Here is a 17268-nt window from a genome sequence, read left to right as displayed (position 1 = left end):
CGCCCATGCGCTACGAGCTGTACTACTGGCCGATGATCCAGGGCCGCGGCGAATATGTCCGACTCGCGCTGGAGGAGGCGGGGGCGGCCTATCGCGATGTCGCGCGCGAGGAGGGGATCGCGGCGATGACCGCGATGCTGCAGGCCGACAGCAGCACGCCGCCCTTCGCGCCGCCGTTCCTGAAAGCAGGCCGCCGCATCATCGGCCAGACCGCCAACATCCTGCTGTTTCTCGGCAACCGTCACGGCCTCGCGCCAAAGGCCGAAGCCGGGCGGCTCTGGCTGCATCAGCTGCAGCTGACGATCACCGACTTCGTCGTCGAGATCCACGACACCCATCACCCGCTCGGGCCGACCCTGTACTACGAAGACCAGCGCGCGCCGGCGAAAAAGCGCACCGCCGAGTTCTGGAACGAGCGGGTGCCGAAATTCCTGGGCTACTTCGAAGGCCTGATCGCTCGCAGCGGGGGCGCCTACGTCACGGGACGCCGGCTCACTTACGTCGACCTGTCGCTGTTCCAGATCATCGCCGGCCTGCGCTACGCGTTTCCCAACCGGATGACGGCGTTCGAGCGCAACATCCCCGGTCTCGTCGCACTGCACGACCGCGTCGCATCAAGGCCGAACATCTCAGCCTACCTCGCCAGCGAACGCCGCATCCCCTTCAACGAGGACGGCATCTTCCGGCATTACAAGGCGCTGGATGCGTGAGAAGACCTCTGGGTGAGGAGCAAGCGAGTTCATGAGCTGATACTTCGGAGTTGCGCTCTTGCCTCTTGCGGCGGTGCGCTCCCTCTCCCCGTTCTTACGGGGCCGCAGCGAGCTTGGCTCGCGCTGAGAGGGTTGGGGTGAGCGGCAGCTACACGGGTGGTAGCAGTCAGTTATTCCGTCATGCCCGGGCTTGTCCCGGGCATCCACGTGGTTCTCAGCGCGCTGAACGGCGTGGATGGCCGGGACAAGGCCGGCCATGACGACGTGGAGGAAGACGAGCACACCACTGCGATCGTCATATGCGATAGCCCTGCCGCAAGCTGGGCGAGGCGCACTGAGAAAGCCCTCGCACTCCCCAGCCGCACGCCAGCGGCGCTGCTCTAAGCTTCGCCTACACGTATGGCGGCAGACGCCTCTAGCGCCGCCGCCATACGAAGTTGGCCTGAGGTGGGAGGATCAGGCAATGATGTCGACGCGGGTGCCCTGGCCGGGCGGAAGCGGCGGACGTGACGCCTGCTTCTCGGCCGCGGCCTCGTCGCCGGTCTTGTCCTGCTTGAACGACTGGCTCTGCTGCGTCTGATCCTGGCTCTGCGTCTGCTGTGTCTGCGGCTTGTTCGTCTCGGTCGAGATCGGCGGCGGTGAGGGCGGCGGTGATGACGACGAAACGCTCGAAACGGACATGGTCCAGCTCCTCGCTTGGTGTTGCCAGCAGCGTGGCCATGTCAGACGAAAGAGTCGTCAACCGGATCGGTCGAATTGTCTGCAACTGCCGGTGGCAGGCCGAATAGTGAACGGGTGGCTGATTCCGGTGCAGAAATGCCGCGTCACTGGTCCTTGCTGCGGCTGATGGTGATCGACGACTCGGTTTTGGTCCTGGCACAGCGCATGTCGAGCCGGCGGTAGCGGCTGGGCACGTCGTCGCCGCGGAAAATCCCGAGCCGGCGGTAACAGCGTGTGACGCCGCGCTGCATGTCGTCCTTCGGCAGGGTGAACACGATCGCTGCGGCGCTCGCCATCAGGTCGATGAAGGCCGGCGTCGGCTTGCGGTCGGACTTGCCGAACAGCTGGTTGCTGAAGTTCTTGGAGGAGCATCCCAAGGTGATCTCGCGCGCCTTGGGATGGGCGAGATACACCGTCCCGGCGGCGGTCTGGCCGATCCTGACGCCCTCGATGCCGTTCTTCAATTCCTTGGCGAGGTCGTCGCAGCGATCGGCGCGCGCCGGCTGCGCCGCCAGCACCGTGCCCAGCGCGAGGACAATCGCAAAGGCCGCGCGGCCAAACGAGCAGTCAAAAGAGTTCATTCCAAATACCCCCGGCACTATTGAAGCGTGCGCGCGCGGAGCATGCAAGCGCGATTGGTGGCTGTGGGTGGCTTGGCATCTGCCGATGTGGCAACGAAGCTCGGGTTCCTGCGCCGCAGTGGTCGTTCTCGATGCGGCGTGCTATTTCTTCATCATGAACAAGCGGCAGGTGAAAGACATCCTCGATCTTGTCCTGACCTGGTCGAGCGACCGGCAGGACGATGCTGCGGAGATCCTGACGCTCATGGAAGCGCAGGATCAGGCCGGCTTCCATCTAACGGACGAGCAGGTGCAGGAAGTCGAGCGGCGCAGGCGCGACTCTAGCGCTGAGTACCTGACACTCGATGAAGCCAAAGCAAGGATTGATCGTCTGCTCGGCCGAGCGTCGTGGTGAGCGCGGCAGTCGCTGCGGGACCTTCAATCACAATGCTTGCCTTGGTCCTTCGCGCGAGAGACCGGCAATCCTGACCGCGGCGAGCCACAGAGTCTCGCCGACCGCATCCGTCTTGTCACATCAGCGCTCATTGTGCTCTACTACGACGTATTCTCGTCATTCATTGCATCCATAGATTTCATTCAGCGAGGTCAGCGACATGGCCGCTCCTCCCGTCAAGCTTCACTACAGTCCCGAGATCGCCGCCGACGCGGCCAGGCGGTTCAAGTCGCGCACGCAATCGCGCCGCAAGCGCATGAGTGCTGCGAGCAAGGGCGAATACACCAAGGTCGAATCCAAGGAGCGGCTGGTCAATCACGTCAACCGGCTCCTGAGCGAGCTCGCCAGTTCGACCGCCGCTCCGGATGCGGCGAGCGCCCAGGAGACGCTGCGGCGCGAGGCGCCGGCGCTGCAGGGCCTGCCGTCGCCCGGCCAGGTCACGGCCAGCGACATCAACGACCGCTTCGTGGAACGCGTCATCGGCAATACGCGCGATTTCCTTGCGGTGCAGTTCTTCGACCGCGGCGCGCGCGCCAGCCGGGCGGTGTGCCGGATCGTCACGACTTTTCCGGACGGCGACGCGTTCGGTACCGGCTTCCTGGTCACGCCGCGGCTGCTGATCACCAATCATCACGTGTTCGCCGATGCGGATGCGGCCCGGCGCAGCCGCGCCGAGTTCAACTATCAGCTCGGCGGCGACCAGACGCTCGCCGTCGAGACCTTCGCGTTCGCGCCGGACGCGTTCTTCCTGACCGACCAGGGCCTCGATTTCGCACTGGTCGCGATGGCCGCGACCTCGACGAACGGCACCCCGCTCGCGCATTTCGGCTTCTGCCCGCTGATCGGATCCGAGGGCAAGATCATCACCGGCCAGCCCGTCAACATCGTGCAGCATCCGAGTGGCGGGCTGAAGCAGGTGGTGGTGCGCGACAACAAGCTGATCGACCTGCCGGAGAACGGCTCCGCGGTCGATCAATACGCCTACTACGAGGCCGATACCGAGCCGGGCTCATCGGGCTCGCCGGTCTTCAACGACCAGTGGGAGGTGATCGCTCTGCATCATTCCGGCGTGCCCAAGACCAACCGGCGCGGCGAGGCGCTCGATGCCAACGACAAGGTGGTGCCGCCCGACGGCGACCAGACCCGCGTCGCATGGGTCGCCAACGAAGGCATCCGCACCTCGCGCCTGGTGAAGTTTATCGCCAGCGCGATGGTCGCGCGCGGCAAGGATCTCAAGGACGAGTTCGTCAACATCAGCGCGGGTCAGACCCAGCCTCCGAGCGTTCAGCCGCCAAAGACGGAGACGACCGTCGTGACGCCACCCGTGCCGCCGTCTCCGCCGAGCCTGCCCGACAATCCAGCGCCGTCGGCCGCAGCGGTCTCGCAGGCCGGCGTGGTCTCGATCTCGGTGCCGCTGAACATCACGCTCAGCCTTGGCGCCATGGTGAGCGCCGGTGTCGCCGCGCCGGCGATCGCGGCGGCGCAGCCCAATGCAGCGGCGGCCGGTCTGCTGGAGCAGGCCAAGCCCGAGCCGTTCTCGACGCCGCGCCCGGGCTTCGACCCCAAATTCCTCGGCTTCGACGCGCCGCTGCCGAAGCTGACGCCGGCGGCCGCAGCCGCGGTGGCCAAGCTCGCCGATGGCGGCATCGAGCTGACCTATTTCCACTACAGCGTCATCATGAACGCGCAGCGCAAGCTCGCCTTCGTCTCCGCCGTCAATCTCGACACCGTCGCGAAATTCCAGGTCAAACGCGACGGAAAGGACAAGTGGTACTATGACAGCCGCATCCCGAAAGAGGCGCAGGCCGGACCCGAGCTCTATGCCGACAACCCGCTCGACTTCGGCCATCTGACGCGGCGCCAGGACGCCGCCTGGGGCGACGACGAGGACGAGGCCAACGCCGCCAACAACGACACCTTCCATCTGACCAACTGCTCGCCGCAGCATTCGGTGTTCAACCAGAGCAGCCTCGCCAGCCACAACGGCGTGATGCTGTGGGGCAACCTCGAAATGTATGTGACGGCGCAGGCCAAGAAGGATACGCCGCGGCTGTCGATCTTCAACGGCCCGGTGTTCCGCACCACCGACCAACCCTATCGCGGCATCCTGCTGCCGCGCGAGTTCTGGAAGCTGATCGTGTTCACGCGCGCCGACGGCCGGCCCGGCGCGGTCGCCTTCGTGCTGAGCCAGGAGAGCCTGATCCGCAATCTGCCCGCCGAGGAGTTCGTCGTCGGGCCGTACCGGCCGTTCCAGGTGCGCATTGCCGATCTCGCCGCGCGCACCCAGCTCGATTTCGGTATCATCAAGAGCTACGACCGCATGGGCGACGCCCGCCAGGAGAGCCTGATGGAAAGCGCCCGCGGTGCCGTCGTGTCGATCGGCAGCCTGGCCGATATCGTGATCTGATCAGGGCAGGGCCGGACGCCCCGCAATTCAGACGAAAGTAGGCATGGCGCGGCCCCGGTGCCGCCATGCCCATACATATGTTGCAGCCCTGCAAGATGGTCGATATCAGACCTGTCAAGACCGCTTTCGGCGGCCATTTCGAGAACCCCACGAGCTCGCCATGAACGCGCCCACCGCCTTTCCCGACCAGTCCAAGCCCGTCCCGCCCTACAAGCACACGCCGCTGTTTCCGCTGGGACCCGACACCACGCCCTACAAGAAGGTCACGGCCGAGGGCGTGCGGGTCGAGAAGGTGCTGGGCCGCGACATGCTGGTGGTGTCGCGCGAGGCGCTGCGCATCCTGTCGGAAGCCGCGTTCGGCGAGATCAACCACTTCCTGCGCCCGGGCCATCTGAAGCAGCTGCGCGGCATCCTGGAGGATCCGGAGGCCAGCCCGAACGACAAGTTCGTCGCGCTCGACTTCCTGAAGAACGCTAACATCTCGGCCGGCGGCGTGCTGCCGATGTGCCAGGATACCGGTACCGCGATCATCATGGGCAAGAAGGGCTGCAACGTCATCACCGACGGTGACGACGAGGCCGCGCTGTCCGAAGGCGCACGCGATGCCTATCTGCGCCGTAACCTGCGCTACTCGCAGGTCGCGCCGCTCTCGATGTACGAGGAGAAGAACACCGCCAACAACATGCCGGCGCAGACCGAGATCTACGCGGAAGGCGAGGACGCCTACAAGTTCATGTTCATGGCCAAGGGCGGCGGCTCGGCCAACAAGAGCTTCCTGTTCCAGGCGACGCCGTCGGTGCTGACCAAGGACCGGCTGCTGGCGTTTCTGAAGGAGAAGATCCTGACGCTCGGCACCGCGGCGTGCCCGCCTTATCACCTCGCCATCGTCATCGGCGGCACCTCGGCCGAGCTGTGCATGAAGACGGTGAAGCTGGCGTCCGCGCGCTATCTCGATGCGCTGCCGACGCAGGGCTCCGCTGACGGCAACGCCTTCCGCGACACCGAGATGGAGCAGGAAATCCACAAGATGACGCAGAGCCTGGGCGTAGGGGCCCAGTTCGGCGGCAAGTATTTCTGCCACGACGTCCGCGTCATCCGCATGCCGCGCCATGGCGCGAGCCTGCCGATCGGTCTCGGCGTGTCCTGCTCGGCCGACCGCCAGGTGCTCGGCAAGATCACCAAGGACGGCGTCTATCTCGAGGAGCTCGAGCATCATCCGGCGCAGTATCTGCCGGAGGTCGAGCAGGCGCTCGGCGGCGAGGTCGTCAAGATCGATCTCAACCAGCCGATGAAGGACATCCTCGCCACGCTGTCGAAGAATCCGATCAAGACCCGGCTGTCGCTGACCGGCACCATGATCGTCGCGCGCGATGCCGCCCATGCCAAGCTGCGCGAGCGCCTCGATCGCGGCGAGCCGCTGCCGGACTACTTCAAGAACCACCCGGTCTACTACGCCGGTCCGGCGAAAACGCCGGACGGGTACGCCTCCGGCGCGTTCGGTCCGACCACCGCGGGCCGCATGGATTCGTTCGTCGACCAGTTCCAGGCTGCCGGCGGTTCGATGGTCATGGTCGCCAAGGGCAACCGCGCGCCGGCCGTGCGCGAAGCCTGCAAGAAGCACGGCGGCTTCTACCTCGGCTCGGTCGGCGGTGCCGCCGCGAATCTTGCCGAGCACTGCATCAAGAAGGTCGAGGTGCTCGAATATCCCGAGCTCGGCATGGAAGCGATCTGGCGCATCGAGGTCGTCGACTTCCCGGCCTTCATCATCATCGACGACAAGGGCAACGACTTCTTCAAGGAGCTGAACCTCGGCTGAGGCGCGGCGGGAGCTGTGTTTGTTGCGAGCGGCCGGGAGCGATCCCGGCCGTTGGCGTATGGAGGAGGGCGGGATGAAGGAATTGGCGCATTCGGCAGCTCAGCTTGGTATTGGACTCGTGAACGTGCGCCGATGACGGTGCGCTCCCCTCCCCCTCTTGCGGGGAGGGGTCGGGGGTGGGGGTCCACGAGTCCCGCTCCATCGATGCGCAAAGAAGGACGCGCGATATCATCCGCCTCTCTCGATGATGCGTTCTTGGACGTGCGCTGCCATCAGGTTCAGCGCCCGGAGTCCCCCACCCCCGACCCCTCCCCGCAAGTGGGGGAGGGGAGCTCACTTCCGTTGTGGCGAACGGCCCGGCTCCGACGAGCGATGAGAAGAGCAATGCTCGAAATAGCATGAAGTAGAACAGCGTCATGCAGGCACAACGCTTCATCGGCCTCGATGGCTTCTCGCGCGGCTGGGTCGCCGTCTCTATCGACGGCGATCACCGCAGCATCAGCTTCCCGGCCGACATCTCGACTGCGCTTACAGCCCCCTTCACCCGCGCCGCCATCGACATCCCCATCGGCATGCCTGACGACGGCGTCCGCCGCTGCGACCAGCTTGCCCGCGACAAGCTCGCGCCGCATCGCTCCCGCGTCTTCACCGGCGCGTGGCGCTGGCTGTGGGAGGAGTTCACCGATCCCGACGAGGCGAACATCGAGGCGTCTCGGCGCGGGCAGGCGCGGGCCTCGCGGCAGCTCTGGCATCTCGGCCGCAAGATCATGGAGGTCGACGCCTTCGTGCGTGCGCATCGCGAACGCGATATCCGAGAGGCGCATCCCGAACTGGTGTTCCTGCGCCTGAACGGCGCGCCGCTGCCGTCGAAGAAGACGGAAGAGGGCGTGAGGCTGCGGCGCGACTTGTTAGTTGCCGCCGGCTTCACCGCCATCGACGACTGGCTGACCCGCGCCCGCCGCGGCACCGGCGCCAAGCCCGACGACGTGCTCGACGCCGGCGCAGTCGCGCTCGCCGCCCGCGACTGCGCCGGCAGCGTGCCGGAGGGCGAGGCGCCGCGTGACGCGTATGGCGTGCCGATGCAGATCTGGTTTTGAAGATGCGTGTGGGCGTCTAAATAGCGGCGCCCCTGCCGCCCCACCCTCCGCCGTCATTCCGGGGCGGCGCGCGCAGCGCGGCGAGCCCGGAATCCATTGTGCCGCGCGCTTCGCCGCACGATGGATTCCGGGCTCGTGCTGCGCACGCCCCGGAATGACGGCGGAGAGAGTGGCGCGGCTCGGTGAGTTGGAGGCTGCGGCACATTGTTGACTTCCGAAAAAAATAAATCTCTTGCTATTTTTCGGAAATCGTGATGTCCTCTCGCCATCCCGCCTCACTGCAAGGGGCGTTGCGCGCGATCGTCACGACACGCGAGGCGGGGAGGCGATGGCCGCGGATTGCCGCAGCATGCCCAGGGGTGTGCGGACGAACGGCGATGCGTGGACGTGAAATCGCGTGGTCCTGACCTCCCGGTGCCGAGGTCAAGTTGACGCCAGCGCTCGTGCGTTGCGTCGATGACGGGGGCAATCAAGCCGGTCCCCGGGGAGATCGCGTATAAGCGTGAAGACCATCGCGCAGGGAAGGCCGGGCGTTCCGGCTGCACCTGTGGTTCTGCCGCCTGCATTTTTCTCGCAGGCGGGCCGCAGGCGTCAGCCGACGCCTGGCCTTCCCTGCGCCCTTGCACCTTCAAGGGCATGCCGGATGCATCGCTCGGGCGTTATCAGCCGCGAGATCGCGGACGCATGTCCGGGCTGTTTGAGATGTGAAGCGGGAATGCCGGCGGCAAAAACAGTGTCGTCCCGGGCAAGCCGCGAGCACGCGACAGCGTGATCGTGGCGCCGACCCGGGACCCAGACGCCGCGGCGGATGTGACGGGCAAAAGGCCAATCGCCAGCGTGCCTCGAACCGCTTCCTGGGGGTATGGGTCCCGGCTCAAGGCCGGGACGACGGAGGAGGATGTGGCGCGGTTGGGTGGGCAAAGCGGCCGCCCGCAAGGGCGGTCGTGTGCCCACCGTCTGTCGGCACGCTCGGAGCCAATGGTGGGCACGGCGCGCGCGATGTTGTCGCGAGACGGCGATAGCGCGGCGCGCCTTTGCCCACCCTACTGAATAGCGATCAGCCGCGGGCGCCGGTAAAGGGGAAGCTGCCCATGAAGCCGATGCCCATTTCGCCGGAGATGGTGTCGCCGGAGACCTTGCCGGTGAAGTCGAGCGTCAGCGGCATCGGGTTGGTGATGGAGACCTTCCAGGCGACGTTGTCGCCGTTGACGGTGCCGTCGAAGATCTCGGCGGAATCGCCCTCGGCGGCCTGGGTTCCGGTCAGCGTCGAGCCGGAGCTCGTCACGCTCAACGTCGCGCTGCGCTCGCCCATCGGAGTGTTCAAGGTCAGATTCCAGTTGCCGTCCACAGCCATCGATCGTTCTCCTGGCGTTGCCATCCCGGACCCCGACGCATCGTGTGTCAGGTCCTTCTGGCGCCCCTATAGCGCATCTTGGCGCACAAGCCCATTGCGGCGATCAGGCCCGAGCCGCGCGCAGGCGGCTTGCGATGGCGAAGCGAAACGCGATGAACTGCAGGCCGAAGGCCGCGACCTTGGCGCCGGCGGCAAGCGTCATGTAGATCGCCCAGAGCTTGATGTCGCCGGTCATCGCCACGCCGATGGTGCCGAGGCCGAGCGCGAACATCAGCGCCGCCCAGGCATAGCCGGCGATGGTGACGTATTCGGGAATGGTCTCCGCCACGATGGCCGGGACGTAGCGCAGCATCCAGCCGCGCTTGAGCATGATCACGCCGATGGCGAAGTGCCCGATCGCCGGCTTGGCGAACATGAAGCGGGGGTCGTTGGTCAGCAGGGTCACGCTGCCGAGCACGATGACGAGGCCGATGCTGGCATAGGCCATGAAGCCCAGGCTCTGTCCCTTGATGCGGGCCCAGATCACCTGCGCGACCCCGACCGCGATCGCGGCGGTGGTGGCCAGCACGACGTCATCGGTGGCGACATACAAGATGAAGAAGACGGCAGCAGAGAGGAAATCGACAGCCAGCTTCCCAAACACGTCTTTCACGCACGTCTCCCTCGAGCAGTCCCGTCACGAATCCTGGCCGGACATTGCGGCGGCAGTCTGTGCGGCGATGTCTTTCGTCTTACGATACTCAGGATACCAACGCGTGAAATAAAGTGCACTGTTGCGTGCAGCAAAGGCCACGGCGAGGCCGGTCCAATAGGGCAGGCCGGGAACGTAGAGCGTCATCAGGTTGCCGACGACCATCAGCAGCGCAGAGACCGTCCAGGCGCCGGTAATGACGTAATTTGCGCGCAGAAAGCCGGGAATGGCCGCGGTTTCCGGCGGCACCATCTCCAGCGCATATTGCAGCGTGAACGGTGTGCGCAGCAGCATCGAGCCGAGCGACAGCGCGAAAATGCCGCAGTCGACCGCAAGCCGCACCGTCGACGCGCTGAGACTGAAATCGACGAGCTCGAGGTAGGCGGCTACGCCGAGGAACACGATGGCCGAGCCGAGCGCCAGGATCTTGATCGACCGCCCCTGGATGACGTCGTAGGCGACGACGGCGAGGCACAGCGCGGCGGCCACGGCGAGGCTGAGCGTGGCGGAGACCACCATCATCAGCGCAGCGTAGACGCCATAGGGCGCGAGAATGAGAAAGAGCGTCATCGACGGCTACTCCCGAGCCAATCTTTACATTGCCAAGATCAGTATGGCGCAACCCAGGCCGGGTCAAGCCTAATCTTGACACTGTCAAAATATTGTGAGGAGGGTCGCTTTCCGACTGCGGTATCAATGGGTTGGGTCGGCGCCAACCCAATTTCCGTGAAACCCGTCGGGAACGCGGTGGCCGAGATGGACCAGCGCGACCGGACCGCTGCCGATATCGGTGGCGTTGAACACCGCGAGGTCGGAGGTGTTCGTCGCCGCGCGCCAGATCACCGTCAGCAACCAGCCGTCGCCCTCGGCGGCCTCGGGGCTGCGCGGCACGAACACCGGCTCGGACAGGCTGTCGCCGTCCGGCAGCAGGTGGGTCGCGCGGCGTGCGCCCGTGCCATCGACATGCGCAAGGCCGGAGAGGGCGCCGAACAGCGGCCCGGTCGGGTTGGCGCAGGCGTACCAGCCATGATGGCTCGCGAGCCCGGCGCGGCGGTCGTCGATGCGCGGGAATTCGCCGGTGAGGTCGTCCAGATAGGTCTGCGTGAAGCGGTCGGTGTTGCCGGCGAGATCGAAGCTCCAGCGGCACAGCCGCGCGACGGATTTCGTCGGGTCGGTGGGCCGCCCGTCCGGGTGCGGAAACAGCGGTGCTTCCTCGAACTGCATCACGTCGGCGACGATGCGGTTGCCGTCCTCCCACGCATTCATGATGTGGAAGACGTAGCAGGCCGCGCCACGAAACCAGACGATGTCGGAGACATCGCCGCTGCGCTTCATCACGCCGACATAGGCGCCCTTGTCCGGCTCCCACGCATAGGGCGGCCGGCCCGACATCGCGCGCTCGATGCTGCCGGTGAGCGGCAGGATCGGAAACAGCACATGGTTCGCTGTGACGATGAAGTCGTGCACCATGCTGGCATAAGGCGCCTCGAAACGATTGAGGCGCGTCAGCTTGCCGGCTCCATCGACCGTGCCGTAGGTCAGCGCCGGCGTCAGCGGACCGGCGGCGTTGTAGCCGAAGAACAAGAGTTCGCCGGTGACCGGATCGGTCTTGGGATGCGCGGTGAAGGCGCCGCGCAGGCGGCGGCCGAAATCCTGGTAGCCGCGCGTGGCAAGCGTGCCCGGCTCGATCTCGGTCGGCAGATGCGCCTCCTCGAGCGCGAGCAGGCGGCCGGCATGGGCGATGATGTTGGTGTTGGCGACGCCGCCATCGGTGACATCGGCCGGCGCGTCGGGCAGCTTGCGGCCGAAGCCGCCGAACAGCGCGCGGCCCGCGCGGCGCTCGGCTTCGAATTTCGGCGTGCGGATCCAGCGGTTGCGATAGGAGGCGCGGCCGTTCTCGAGATGGAAGGCGTGCAGCATGCCGTCGCCGACGAACCAGTGCGCGCCCGGCGACTCGAACTGCGGATTGGGGCCGTTGCGATACAGCGTGCCGTTCAACTCGCGCGGCAGCTCGCCGGTAACCTTCAGGAACGGCGCATCGCATTCGAACGGGATCGGGGCGAGGTTGCTGCGCGTCGTCAGCGTCTTCGGCAGAGTGTCGCTCACGGCCGTTCCTCCATGTTATCTTTACGATGTAAAGATAAAGCTAGCGGACGACGCCGGGTGGGTCAAGCCAAATCTTTACGCTGTCAAAATTGCTTGTATAAGGAGGCTCATGACGAACAAGACCGAACAGCTTCGCGCCCGCAGCCGGCGCACCGCCACGGCCTCGCCACGACCCGCGCGCCGTCGTGCGGGGGCGGCAGAGGCGGCCGCGCCGTATCATCACGGCGCGCTGCGCGATGCGCTGCTGGAAGCGGCCGAGCGCGTGCTGGAGCGCGACGGGCTTGCCGGTCTCACCTTGCGCGCGGTGGCGCGCGAGGCGGGTGTCTCGCATGCGGCGCCGACGCATCACTTCAAGGATCTGACGGGTCTCGTCAGCGAGCTCGCCGCGATCGGCTTCCGCCGCTTCAATGCGGCGATGAAGGCGGCGGGCGAGCAGGCGGGCACGCCGCTCGATCGCGCGATGGCGCGGGCGCGCGCCTATGTCGCCTACGCCCAGGCCAATCCCGGCATGTACGGGCTGATGTTCCGCACCGAGCGGCTCGACTATTCGCGGCCCTCGCTGCACGAGGCCGCCGAGGCGTCTTTCGCGGGGCTGGCGGGCTCGGTGGCCGCGCGCGAAGGCCAGGTTGGCAACGAGGAGTTGTCGTTGGACCAGTCGGCGGCGATCGCGCGCGCGTGGTCGCTGGTGCACGGCTATACGATGCTGCTGCTCGATGGCCGTCTCGCCGATATCCTGCGCCGCTCGCCCCCGGGCACCACCGCCGAATCGCTGCTCGAAGCCATGCTGCGGGCCACGGTGCCGAAGCTGCCGCCGGGAGCGTAGTTCGACGCACCGGAAACCCGGCGCGGGATCATGCGTTGGTGACGCATGGCAAGAAAACCACGCACGCCCTGGAGCAAAGCCAATCCGCGCAAGCGCGCCGGCAAGGCCTCCACGCATTTGACGCCGGCCGAGAAGGCAACCGCCAAGGCCCGCGCCCGCCGCGCCGGGCGGCATTACCCCAACCTGGTCGACAACATGCAGGTTGCGGCGAAGAAGACGGCGAAGGCCGGCGGCCGCAAACGTTCGGCGAAATCGGCCACATCGAACGCGGCCAAGTCGAAATCAACCAAGTCGAAATCAACCAAGTCGAAATCGGCAACGTCAAAGACGACGAAGCGCGCCGCCTCGGCAAAGAAGCGCACCACCAAGCGCGGCGCGCCATCCTCGCGCAATCGCAAGACCGCACGCCACGCGCCGGAGAAGGATCCACGCGGTGGACTGACCGCCGCGGGACGCAGGGCATTTGCCGAACGCGACGGCGCGCATCTGAAGCCGGGTGTTACCAAAAAGATGGCGGACATGACGCCGCTGGAGATGCGCCGCAAGGGCAGCTGGGCGGTGCGCTTCTACGGACGGGATCCATTGCCGCCTCTGGTCGACGCGAAAGGGCGTCCGACACGGCTTGCGCTGTCGGCTCATGCCTGGGGCGAGCCGGTGCCGCGAACCGTCGCGGCCGCACGCCGGATTGCCGCGAAGGGCGAGCGGCTGCTCGCGCGCTATCGCCGCATCAAGGACAGCGATGCACGCGGCTAGGGCTGCGGCAGCGCGAGATCGATGACGCGGCCGCGCGGGCCCAGGACTTTCACCTTGTCCTTGCCGCAGGCGAAGCTCCGCGCAATCTCGTCGGCCGCCTGCCTCGCCAGCTCGTTGGCATTGTTGGTGGCGGCATCGACATAGGCGACATGGCACACCGGCCCCGGCGGCAGCCGCGTCACCACCAGCATCGGCTTGTCCTTCGGCCCCTTCTTGCCCTGGTCGTCATTGTCGGCGATCTGCCAGCGCTGAATGATCGCGAACGGCTTGCCGTCGGCAATGCGCCATTCGACGGTGGGGCCAGCGGAGTTGAACGGACCAAACCAGGTCTGGGCGGCCGGCTCCTTCGCAGCAGCATTGATGTTGCGGCCGGCCGACACGGTCTGGCGAAGGTCGCCTTCGTTCACGAGCAGGATGAGGCCGTCCTTGCCCGGACATGTCTGGGTGGAGCTGTCGCCATCGGACTTGCCGATGGTTCGACAATCCTTGGCAGCGGCGGAGGTGTAGACGCTCGCGATGCTCTCTGCGGCAGCCTGACTGCCCCACGCAGCACAGAGCGCGAGCACGCCGCTGATTCGCGCCAACGCGCCGAACGAGAAGCATTTCGACATGGTGAGGCCCCTGATGACCGGAACTGGTGCTGCAAACTGGGGACGGCGCGAAACTGTCGCGGGAAAGACCTGACAGCGCCGCGAATTTATCCTAGAACGGCGGCCTCGCGAGGTCCATCTCCACTCATCGCTCATGCCTGTCATCGATCAGTCCAAACCCTATCGCATCGGCCGCTCCAAGACGGGGCTCGGCCTGTTCGCCACCCAGCCGATCAAGAAGGGCACCAAGATCATCCGTTATTTCGGACCGCTCCTGGATTCGAAGAAGGCGGAGGAAGACGCGATCGAGAACAAATATCTGTTCGAGCTCGACAAGCGCTGGACCATCGACGGCTCGGTCCGCGAGAACGTCGCCCGCTACATCAATCATTCCTGCAAGCCGAACGCCGAGTCCGACGTCAAGCCGCGCAAGAAGAAGATCTTCATCCGCGCCATCAAGAACATCGCGCCCGGCGACGAGATCAACTACGACTACGGCACCGATTACTTCAAAGCCTATCTGAAGCCGATCGGCTGCAAATGCGATTCGTGCGAGAAGAAGCGCGCGAAGAAGAAGATCGAGGCGCGCGCCGAGCGGGCCAAGCAGAAGGCCAAGGACGAGCGCAAGGCGGAGAAGAAGGCCGAGAAAAAGGCAAAGCGGACGTCCGAGAAGCTCGCCAAGGACAAGGCCAAGCCGCGCGCGAAGACGAAGGTCAAGACCAGCGGCGACGCAGCGCGGGCGAAGAGCCGCCGGCCGGCAGCCGGCAAGCGCGTGAAGACCAAGTCCTCGCCGGCCAAGACGTTGAGCCGCGCCAAGGCGGCCTGATCGGATCAAGCCGCTCAGGGCTGCTTGGCGAACGCCAGCGTCGTCCAGGTCACGCCGGCAGCCCGGTTCTCAGCACCGATCGACTCGCCCTCCCGATTGAGCACGACGCTCAACCGCAGCTGCCGCGCAGCAGCGATCACCGTCTCGGCATCGATCTCGAACATCCGGCGCCCTGGCGGCACCGGCCCATGCCGCAGCGTCATGATCAGCATGCCGCCCGGCGCGACCCGTGCCGCGATGGTGGGAAGCGCGCGCTGCCGCTGCTCCTCATCGAGATGCATCAGCACGGCGGTGAGCATCACGAGCTCGAACTGCTCGTCACGCGCCGCCAGCACCGCGAGCTCGGGCAGGCTGTCGTCGATCCATGTGATGGCAGGCGAGGGATGCAGCTGCATGGCGCGGCTACGCAGGGCTTCCGTCGGCTCGACGGCAACCACCTGATGCCCAAGGCTTGCAAACCAGGCGGCGTCACGCCCCGTGCCCGCACCGATGTCGAGGACGCAACCCGGCCGTGTCGGCAGCAGATGAAGCACCGCCGCATGGACCTGCTCGGAGGGAGCGCTTTCGTAGCGAATGAACAGGCTGTCGGCCTCGGCGGCGTATCCTTCCGTTCCGCTCACATGCGGCATCGCTGCACTCTCCTGCCGGGCCTGGACTATGCAGAAGACTCGGGCGTCGTGCATGTCAAAAGTGGGCCGCGGGCGCGAGCGCCGGACCGCGCGATCAATACGGCCGGCGCTCATCACCTGTCGATCTCACACAGCGACCGTGTCTGCGCTCCGGCGCAAGCCCATGTATTGCAGCTCGGCAAACACGCCCGTGCCCACCGCCTGGGCGGCGACGAAGATCTCGCCGAGCACGTTCGGCGTGACGAGGCCCGAGAACAACAATGCGATGCTGCCGACGGTCCACGCCGCGTTGCCGGCGATGACCAGCAGCACCAGCGGCTTCGGCGCCAGTTGTCGCGAGCCCAGCCAGCCGACGAAGGCGGCATAGACGATCAGGAACAGACCGGTCTCGCGCAGCAGCGCCTCGGGCAGCTGCAGCAGGCTCGCCAGCGGCGCGGCATCGAAGGTGAGCGCGAGCCCGGCGACACCGCTGAACACGGCATCGGCGATCAGGGCGCGGCGGAGCAGGGTGGACGAGGTGATCATGTCGGGTCTCCTTCGGTTGGGTGGCGGGCGGTTCAACGGAACCAGGCGAGGACACGACGGCGCAGGCGCGCCGGGCACAGCGAGCGGGCGGCCCGGGTCTCGATCTCGGTCACCTGCGCAAAGACGAGGCTGCTCGTGACGTGCAGCAGCGGCTCCGGCATGTTGAGCGAGCGCGCCAGCAGCGATGTCGCGAGACCTGCCAGCCAGCGGCTGACCGCGGTGAATGGAAACGTCTCGGGATTGCGCTGCCTGCTCATGGTCATCTCCTGTGCCGAGAACGATGGCTTGCAGCGGGAGCCATTTCGATTACCTGCCAGGTCATGGAGGCAGTGACGTCTGCGTGATAGGTCTTTCGCCCATGATGACCCAGCTTGCTTCGGCGCGCACCGACCGCGCCAAACCGGTTCATGTCGGCGCGCATCTGCGGGAATGGCGGCAGCGCCGGCATCTGTCGCAGCTCGATCTCGCGCTCGATGCCGAGATCTCGGCGCGGCATCTCAGCTTCGTGGAAACCGGCCGCGCCGCGCCGTCGCGCGACATGGTCCTCAAACTGGCGGAGCGACTGGACGTGCCCCTGCGTGAACGCAATGTGCTGCTGGTCGCCGCCGGCTACGCGCCGGCATTCCAGCAACGCCCGCTCGACGATCCCGCGCTCAAGCCCGCGCGCGAGGCGATGAATCTCGTGCTCAAGGCGCACGAGCCCAATCCGGCGCTCGCGGTGGACCGCCACTGGAACCTGGTCGCCGCGAACCGGATGATCGCGCCGCTGCTGGTTGGGATACCCGAGCGGCTGCTGGCGCCGCCGCTCAACGTGCTGCGCGTGGCGCTGCATCCGCAAGGGCTCGCTGCGCGGACGGTGAATCTCGCCGAATGGTCAGGCCATCTGCTGGAGCGATTGCACCGGCAGTGCGAGGCGACCGCGGATGCCGGGTTGCTGAAGCTCTATGAGGAGCTGAAATCCTATCCAGTCCCGGCGCGCTCGGCGCCGCTCGCGACCGACAGCGTCGCGATTCCGTTGCGGCTGCGGACCGGCGACGATGTGCTGAGCTTTTTCTCGACCACGATGGTGTTCGGCACCCCGGTCGACGTCACCCTGTCCGAGCTGGCGCTGGAAACCTTCTTCCCGGCCGATGAACTCACCGCCGTCAGGCTGAAGCAGATGGTGACCTCGCCGTGACCCGTGCTTGTGTTGACCGGTGGCGGGTTT

General features: G+C 66.2%; 19 protein-coding genes. 9 read left to right on the top strand and 10 right to left on the bottom strand.

Features of this window, described 5'->3' with window-relative positions; genetic code table 11:
- Positions 1-5 precede the first annotated feature (5 nt).
- The gene (locus ACQR1I_RS13020; RefSeq protein WP_434864987.1) at positions 6-710 is read left to right on the top strand and encodes a glutathione S-transferase; all 705 of its coding nucleotides are present in this window, start codon (positions 6-8) and stop codon (positions 708-710) included.
- A 456-nt stretch (positions 711-1166) separates the two neighbouring features.
- Here the strand turns inward: ACQR1I_RS13020 and ACQR1I_RS13015 are convergent, their stop codons facing one another.
- Both ACQR1I_RS13015 and ACQR1I_RS13010 read right to left on the bottom strand, forming a co-directional pair.
- Complete coding sequence (locus ACQR1I_RS13015; protein WP_434864986.1) at positions 1167-1391, bottom strand: hypothetical protein; 225 nt, start codon at positions 1389-1391, stop codon at positions 1167-1169.
- A gap of 143 nt (positions 1392-1534) precedes the next feature.
- Positions 1535-2011 carry a hypothetical protein gene (locus ACQR1I_RS13010; protein WP_434864985.1) on the bottom strand — a complete coding sequence of 159 codons (477 nt, stop codon included), beginning with the start codon at positions 2009-2011 and terminating at the stop codon, positions 1535-1537.
- 67 nt (positions 2012-2078) lie between these two features.
- Between ACQR1I_RS13010 and ACQR1I_RS13005 the strand changes: the two genes are divergently transcribed.
- The 4 genes from ACQR1I_RS13005 (at position 2079) to ACQR1I_RS12990 (ending at position 7764) form a co-directional block, all read left to right on the top strand.
- Positions 2079-2405 (top strand): hypothetical protein, encoded by a 327-nt coding sequence (locus ACQR1I_RS13005; protein WP_434864984.1) that lies wholly within the window; start codon positions 2079-2081, stop codon positions 2403-2405.
- A gap of 199 nt (positions 2406-2604) precedes the next feature.
- Positions 2605-4851 carry a DNA/RNA non-specific endonuclease gene (locus ACQR1I_RS13000; RefSeq protein WP_434864983.1) on the top strand — a complete coding sequence of 749 codons (2247 nt, stop codon included), beginning with the start codon at positions 2605-2607 and terminating at the stop codon, positions 4849-4851.
- A 160-nt stretch (positions 4852-5011) separates the two neighbouring features.
- Complete coding sequence (locus ACQR1I_RS12995) at positions 5012-6667, top strand: fumarate hydratase (protein ID WP_434864982.1); 1656 nt, start codon at positions 5012-5014, stop codon at positions 6665-6667.
- 416 nt (positions 6668-7083) lie between these two features.
- Positions 7084-7764: a DUF429 domain-containing protein gene (locus tag ACQR1I_RS12990; protein WP_434864981.1), complete on the top strand. Its 681-nt coding sequence runs from the start codon at positions 7084-7086 to the stop codon at positions 7762-7764.
- A 1057-nt stretch (positions 7765-8821) separates the two neighbouring features.
- On the opposite strand, the gene ACQR1I_RS12985 is transcribed toward ACQR1I_RS12990, so the two are convergent.
- The 4 genes from ACQR1I_RS12985 to ACQR1I_RS12970 form a co-directional block, all read right to left on the bottom strand.
- On the bottom strand, positions 8822-9118 hold the full coding sequence (locus ACQR1I_RS12985) for a hypothetical protein (protein ID WP_434864980.1): 297 nt from the start codon (positions 9116-9118) through the stop codon (positions 8822-8824).
- Between the two features lie 103 nt (positions 9119-9221).
- Positions 9222-9770 carry an inner membrane-spanning protein YciB gene (locus tag ACQR1I_RS12980; protein WP_434864979.1) on the bottom strand — a complete coding sequence of 183 codons (549 nt, stop codon included), beginning with the start codon at positions 9768-9770 and terminating at the stop codon, positions 9222-9224.
- A 24-nt stretch (positions 9771-9794) separates the two neighbouring features.
- The gene (locus ACQR1I_RS12975) at positions 9795-10379 is read right to left on the bottom strand and encodes a hypothetical protein (RefSeq protein ID WP_434864978.1); all 585 of its coding nucleotides are present in this window, start codon (positions 10377-10379) and stop codon (positions 9795-9797) included.
- Positions 10380-10502: 123 nt separating this feature from the next.
- On the bottom strand, positions 10503-11915 hold the full coding sequence (locus tag ACQR1I_RS12970) for a carotenoid oxygenase family protein (RefSeq protein WP_434864977.1): 1413 nt from the start codon (positions 11913-11915) through the stop codon (positions 10503-10505).
- Between the two features lie 109 nt (positions 11916-12024).
- On the opposite strand from ACQR1I_RS12970, the gene ACQR1I_RS12965 reads away from it, so the two are divergent.
- Together ACQR1I_RS12965 and ACQR1I_RS12960 are read left to right on the top strand one after the other, a co-directional pair.
- Positions 12025-12738, top strand: a complete 714-nt coding sequence (locus tag ACQR1I_RS12965) for a TetR/AcrR family transcriptional regulator (protein ID WP_434864976.1) — start codon at positions 12025-12027, stop codon at positions 12736-12738.
- A 45-nt stretch (positions 12739-12783) separates the two neighbouring features.
- Positions 12784-13491: a DUF6321 domain-containing protein gene (locus ACQR1I_RS12960; protein WP_434864975.1), complete on the top strand. Its 708-nt coding sequence runs from the start codon at positions 12784-12786 to the stop codon at positions 13489-13491.
- Here ACQR1I_RS12960 and ACQR1I_RS12955 read toward each other — a convergent pair.
- Positions 13488-14102 (bottom strand): hypothetical protein, encoded by a 615-nt coding sequence (locus ACQR1I_RS12955; RefSeq protein WP_434864974.1) that lies wholly within the window; start codon positions 14100-14102, stop codon positions 13488-13490. The genes ACQR1I_RS12960 and ACQR1I_RS12955 overlap by 4 nt on opposite strands.
- A 133-nt stretch (positions 14103-14235) precedes the next feature.
- On the opposite strand from ACQR1I_RS12955, the gene ACQR1I_RS12950 reads away from it, so the two are divergent.
- Positions 14236-14907 (top strand): SET domain-containing protein, encoded by a 672-nt coding sequence (locus tag ACQR1I_RS12950; protein WP_434864973.1) that lies wholly within the window; start codon positions 14236-14238, stop codon positions 14905-14907.
- A 14-nt stretch (positions 14908-14921) separates the two neighbouring features.
- On the opposite strand, the gene ACQR1I_RS12945 is transcribed toward ACQR1I_RS12950, so the two are convergent.
- The 3 genes from ACQR1I_RS12945 to ACQR1I_RS12935 all read right to left on the bottom strand — a co-directional run bounded on the left by ACQR1I_RS12945 (position 14922) and on the right by ACQR1I_RS12935 (position 16318).
- Positions 14922-15536: a class I SAM-dependent methyltransferase gene (locus tag ACQR1I_RS12945; protein ID WP_434865136.1), complete on the bottom strand. Its 615-nt coding sequence runs from the start codon at positions 15534-15536 to the stop codon at positions 14922-14924.
- A gap of 126 nt (positions 15537-15662) precedes the next feature.
- Positions 15663-16061 carry a hypothetical protein gene (locus tag ACQR1I_RS12940; protein ID WP_434864972.1) on the bottom strand — a complete coding sequence of 133 codons (399 nt, stop codon included), beginning with the start codon at positions 16059-16061 and terminating at the stop codon, positions 15663-15665.
- Positions 16062-16093: 32 nt separating this feature from the next.
- Entirely contained in the window at positions 16094-16318 is a 225-nt protein-coding gene (locus ACQR1I_RS12935; RefSeq protein WP_434864971.1) for a hypothetical protein, read from the bottom strand.
- A 104-nt stretch (positions 16319-16422) separates the two neighbouring features.
- Between ACQR1I_RS12935 and ACQR1I_RS12930 the strand changes: the two genes are divergently transcribed.
- Positions 16423-17238 (top strand): helix-turn-helix domain-containing protein, encoded by an 816-nt coding sequence (locus tag ACQR1I_RS12930; protein WP_434865135.1) that lies wholly within the window; start codon positions 16423-16425, stop codon positions 17236-17238.
- Positions 17239-17268 lie beyond the last annotated feature (30 nt).

It is taken from the genome of Bradyrhizobium sp. HKCCYLS2038, assembly GCF_051167655.1.
Lineage (GTDB): Bacteria > Pseudomonadota > Alphaproteobacteria > Rhizobiales > Xanthobacteraceae > Bradyrhizobium.
This window is presented reverse-complemented; position numbering and strand designations above follow the sequence as displayed.

Bases quoted from the DNA above. Each gene is read 5' to 3' on its own strand.
- ACQR1I_RS13020 (WP_434864987.1), top strand. From the start codon at position 6: ATGCGCTACGAGCTGTACTACTGGCCGATGATCCAGGGCCGCGGCGAA.
- ACQR1I_RS12955 (WP_434864974.1), bottom strand. From the start codon at position 14,102: ATGTCGAAATGCTTCTCGTTCGGCGCGTTGGCGCGAATCAGCGGCGTG.
- ACQR1I_RS12950 (WP_434864973.1), top strand. From the start codon at position 14,236: ATGCCTGTCATCGATCAGTCCAAACCCTATCGCATCGGCCGCTCCAAG.
- ACQR1I_RS12985 (WP_434864980.1), bottom strand. From the start codon at position 9,118: ATGGCTGTGGACGGCAACTGGAATCTGACCTTGAACACTCCGATGGGC.
- ACQR1I_RS12965 (WP_434864976.1), top strand. From the start codon at position 12,025: ATGACGAACAAGACCGAACAGCTTCGCGCCCGCAGCCGGCGCACCGCC.
- ACQR1I_RS12990 (WP_434864981.1), top strand. From the start codon at position 7,084: ATGCAGGCACAACGCTTCATCGGCCTCGATGGCTTCTCGCGCGGCTGG.
- ACQR1I_RS12930 (WP_434865135.1), top strand. From the start codon at position 16,423: ATGACCCAGCTTGCTTCGGCGCGCACCGACCGCGCCAAACCGGTTCAT.
- ACQR1I_RS13010 (WP_434864985.1), bottom strand. From the start codon at position 2,011: ATGAACTCTTTTGACTGCTCGTTTGGCCGCGCGGCCTTTGCGATTGTC.
- ACQR1I_RS12935 (WP_434864971.1), bottom strand. From the start codon at position 16,318: ATGAGCAGGCAGCGCAATCCCGAGACGTTTCCATTCACCGCGGTCAGC.
- ACQR1I_RS12995 (WP_434864982.1), top strand. From the start codon at position 5,012: ATGAACGCGCCCACCGCCTTTCCCGACCAGTCCAAGCCCGTCCCGCCC.
- ACQR1I_RS13015 (WP_434864986.1), bottom strand. From the start codon at position 1,391: ATGTCCGTTTCGAGCGTTTCGTCGTCATCACCGCCGCCCTCACCGCCG.
- ACQR1I_RS13000 (WP_434864983.1), top strand. From the start codon at position 2,605: ATGGCCGCTCCTCCCGTCAAGCTTCACTACAGTCCCGAGATCGCCGCC.
- ACQR1I_RS12940 (WP_434864972.1), bottom strand. From the start codon at position 16,061: ATGATCACCTCGTCCACCCTGCTCCGCCGCGCCCTGATCGCCGATGCC.
- ACQR1I_RS12945 (WP_434865136.1), bottom strand. From the start codon at position 15,536: ATGCCGCATGTGAGCGGAACGGAAGGATACGCCGCCGAGGCCGACAGC.
- ACQR1I_RS12975 (WP_434864978.1), bottom strand. From the start codon at position 10,379: ATGACGCTCTTTCTCATTCTCGCGCCCTATGGCGTCTACGCTGCGCTG.
- ACQR1I_RS12960 (WP_434864975.1), top strand. From the start codon at position 12,784: ATGGCAAGAAAACCACGCACGCCCTGGAGCAAAGCCAATCCGCGCAAG.